Below are 3,978 nucleotides of genomic sequence, written 5' to 3' on the forward strand. Positions count from 1 at the left end.
CTCGCGGATTTTCAGTTTGGTGTGTACTTGCAAAGTTAAGTGCTAAACCACGCAACTACTCATAGCCAAAGCCGTTAGCTTTCATTAAAAAACAGAATATGAAAATAATATCACTATTTAATAATAAAGGAGGAGTTGGGAAATCAACTTTAGGATATCATTTAGGACACGCCTTGAATGAAATAGGGAAAAAAACATTAATGATAGACCTTGATCCTCAATGTAATCTTACAATCTGTGGAATTGATACAGAAGAACTCCATAAGATTTGGTTAGAAGAAGATGAGTTTGTGGATGATTTCGAAAAATTCAATGCCAATAATGAACTTCTTCAAAAACCAAGAAGTATTCATTTTCTTTTAAAACCAACCGAAGACGGTTTAAGTGATTTTGATGTTATTCCTCCACCAGTAGAATTGGCACAAAACCTCCATTTAATACCAGGAAGACTTTCTATTCATAAGTTTGAAAACAAATTGGCAGAAAGATGGAGTGGAGCATATCAAAGTGATAATCTTGCAATTAGAACAATTACGAAAATCCGAGAGATATGTAATTTATACTCTGCAAAATATAACTACGACTACATCATAATTGACACTTCACCAAGTTTAGGAATTTTAAATAAAACCATTATATCCACTGTAGATGGTTTTTTCATTCCTGCACAACCTGATATGTTCAGTCTTTATGGAATAAGAAACATTGGTTCATCTTTAAGTCTTTGGCAAAGGGAATTTGAAACAATTTATAACCTAATTTCATCAGATAAAAGAACTAAATTTCCTGAAAAATTTGTACAATTTCTTGGTTATACTATTTATAATGCCAAAAAATATAGTACTGAAAAAAATGAGTATGATTTAGCTCAAGCACACTATTCTTATGTGCAAAAAATACCACAAGTAATCAGAGAGTTTATTAAAGAATCAAATCGAGTTCATTTATCAGATGAACAAATTGAAAAGCCAATTGGGGGCGATGCAGTTATTCACTCTCATAATACCTTTCCTTCTGTTGCTCAAAGCTTGAATTGTCCTATGTGGGAAGTTCCAGATGTATATTCCAACCTTTATAAAAACAACAGAGATTGGTTAATCGATAGAGAGATTGAACCTATCAATCAAGGAAGTTATGGAAGATACAGAGAAACCAAGGAAAGATATATTGCATTTGCAAATTCCCTTATTGAGCGCTTAAACAATTTATAATATGGGTAAATTTGATGATGTATTAGCGTTTTACCAAACCCCTACCACTCAATTTCAGCTTGAATCATTCAGAAAAAGGGTGAAAGATTTCTTTGAAAACAACCCTGCATTTAATGATCATTTATCAGTTGTTCATTCTGTTAAATCTAGATTGAAGGATGTAAATCATTTAGAAGAAAAATTGGTTCGAAAGGAAAATGAAAAAGGTACGCAGATTACTACGGCCAACCTATTTAATGAAATAACAGACTTGATTGGTGTAAGAGTTCTACACTTATATTTTGACCAATTTGGAATAATTCATAATGAAATAATGAAGCAGATTGAAAATGGTGAATGGACTTTATTTGAACCACCAAAGGCCTATACTTGGGATCCTGATATGTCTGAAGAATTTGAAAAGCTAGGGATAAACTCCAATCGAAAAGATAGTTACACAAGCGTTCATTATGTTATTAAGCCAAATCCCAAAGAAAATGTTTTCTGTTGTGAAATTCAAGTAAGAACTTTATTCGAAGAAATTTGGGGTGAAATAGATCATTCTATCAACTACCCTGTAAAAACGGATAGCATTGCTTGTGCTGAACAATTAAAAGTATTGTCTAAACTAGCATCAACAGGTACAAGACTTGCAGATTCAATATTTAGAAGTCATAATGATCACAAGAAAAACGAAAGCTAACAAAACCTATCCGCAATGCCCTCCGGGACACTGCGGATAGCTAAACCGTTACCTGCAATATGAAAAAACTGCTACTATTAATAATTTCGATTCTGATTTTTGGTTGTAAAACTGAAAAACAAAAAGCGGAATTGAATGGTGACACAATTGAATTTCAAACGGACACAATTATTGACCCGATTGAATATCCTGCAAAGTTTAAATACGGACTTGACAGCATTCCGAAAATAATATACTCAAATATGAATCTGACTGACGAAAAAGGAACGGTTTGGATTTCAATAAAAATAGACAGTACTGGAAATCTTGAAAATCTCAATATTATAAAAAGCGAAAACGAAAAACTGAATTCTGAGGCTTTAAGATTAGCTAAATTAATACCTAATAAATGGAGTCCTGCCGAATTGGGACCTGAACGGACAAAAATAGCTTCGATATATAATCTTCCGATAAGATTTGACGAAGCAGTGAAAATATTATTCTCGGAATGAAAAATAAAATACTGCAGGTAACAATGTATAACCGCAATTACGGCGGATTCGACTACGTCCGAATCCACTCGGAATTGCTAAAGCCTGTGCTAAACTGAAAATTAACGCATATTAACCCGTAACTGACGGTTATACGAGCCGTTGTAAGCAATTTAAGAGCAACCTATGAAAGACAAAGAAATCAAAGTAAATTATCTATTTGGAGTTGACAGAAATGATTTCTTGGAGTTAGAAAATTTAGGCTTTGAAACTGAAATTCCTGAAGAAAAAGAGCAAATGCCAATTTATGCTCTCGGAACGAAACCTGAAGACTACATAATTATATTCTCAATTTGGTTTTCACTAAAAGTAACAGAAGAATTAACAAAAGGAATTGCTGAAAAATTAATATCAAATTTTACAAAAACAATTAAACGTATTTGGAAAAAACACAAAGACAAAAAACCTGCTAAATTGACATCTGGAAAAGAACCAGAATACAAACTTCCAAAAGCAACTTTGACATTTAAAATATCAGAAAATGAATCTACAACGCTCGAAATTACAAACGATTTTAGCGAATCGGATTTAGATAAAATATTAGAAACTCAATTGGAATTGGTAAAAATGCAATACAAGAACAAGAAAGCTGAACTGAAATTACAGAAAAAAGAGAAAAAGTGAAATTGAACCAATCAATAATTGACCAACTCAAAACAGAGTTTATTGACGAATTAAATAAATGTAATAAATATCCAATTAAGACATTGGAGGATTTAAACAATATTGATTATCAAAAAAATAATGGTGCAGTTTATTTCATCTACGCAACTAAAAACGGAAAAACGAAATTAAGATATATTGGAAAAAGTAAAGGAAATAGTTTAAAATCAAGGTTTAAATCACATTTTTTTGGAATTGGAAAAGGAACAGTTTCCAGATTTCAAACAGTCTGTAATTATAGAGAAAATGGTTGTGAGTTTTTCGTGAAAATCGTGTGGACAAATCCACAATCGTTACGGAATTTACTTGAGGAAATATTTATTGATGAATTTAGGAGTAAAGAAAACCTTTGGAATGGAAAAAAACTGCTTACAACAACGTATATAGCTCATAGCTGGTCAGTTACTTGACCGAAGTTAAGGTATATTTTCGAAGTCGCCAAATTTTAAATTTGACGATTTCAAATAAAAAAGATAAATAGTAAAATTTAAAAATTTGGCTTGTGCTTAATCTAAAAATAATTGCTAATTTACACGCTACTTGCCATATACAAACACGTTGTAGTGCATTAAACAAGTGAACTTTCCTGAAATAGGTTGACTAAAAATTAAACCATTAATTATAGTCACTTATGAAAACAAAAAAAGACCACTGGCGAAAAAAAAGCTATCAAAAAGTCAATCTAGAAACCAAACTTTTAGTCGTTGACCAAATTCTAACCGGACACATCTCTAGCACGCAAGCTTCAAAAAAATATGATGTTCCTAGAACAACCATTACCTATTGGTTAAGAAAATACAGTACCTTAGTACAACAAAATAATGGTATGAGTAAAAACGATGAAATTAAAAAGTTAAAGGAAAAGATTGAAGAACTGGAGTTTCAGAAAGAC

At 31.7% G+C, this 3,978-nt stretch carries 6 protein-coding genes; all 6 read left to right on the forward strand.

Annotation, left to right across the window (positions count from 1 at the left end):
- The first annotated feature begins 98 nt into the window (after window positions 1-98).
- Complete coding sequence (locus FT993_RS08490) at window positions 99-1,211, forward strand: ParA family protein (RefSeq protein ID WP_147862122.1); 1,113 nt, start codon at window positions 99-101, stop codon at window positions 1,209-1,211.
- Between the two features lies 1 nt (window position 1,212).
- Window positions 1,213-1,893, forward strand: a complete 681-nt coding sequence (locus tag FT993_RS08495; RefSeq protein WP_147862123.1) for a RelA/SpoT domain-containing protein — start codon at window positions 1,213-1,215, stop codon at window positions 1,891-1,893.
- 59 nt (window positions 1,894-1,952) lie between these two features.
- Window positions 1,953-2,384, forward strand: a complete 432-nt coding sequence (locus FT993_RS08500; protein WP_147862124.1) for an energy transducer TonB — start codon at window positions 1,953-1,955, stop codon at window positions 2,382-2,384.
- 165 nt (window positions 2,385-2,549) lie between these two features.
- The gene (locus FT993_RS08505) at window positions 2,550-3,047 is read left to right on the forward strand and encodes a hypothetical protein (RefSeq protein WP_147862125.1); all 498 of its coding nucleotides are present in this window, start codon (window positions 2,550-2,552) and stop codon (window positions 3,045-3,047) included.
- Window positions 3,044-3,496 carry a GIY-YIG nuclease family protein gene (locus FT993_RS08510; RefSeq protein ID WP_187240784.1) on the forward strand — a complete coding sequence of 151 codons (453 nt, stop codon included), beginning with the start codon at window positions 3,044-3,046 and terminating at the stop codon, window positions 3,494-3,496. Before FT993_RS08505 ends, FT993_RS08510 begins: the two co-directional genes overlap by 4 nt.
- A 221-nt stretch (window positions 3,497-3,717) precedes the next feature.
- The coding region (locus FT993_RS08515; protein WP_305054855.1) for a helix-turn-helix domain-containing protein at window positions 3,718-3,978 on the forward strand (261 nt) is incomplete at its 3' end.

The sequence above is a fragment of the Mesonia sp. HuA40 genome, assembly GCF_008017835.1.
GTDB lineage: Bacteria > Bacteroidota > Bacteroidia > Flavobacteriales > Flavobacteriaceae > Mesonia.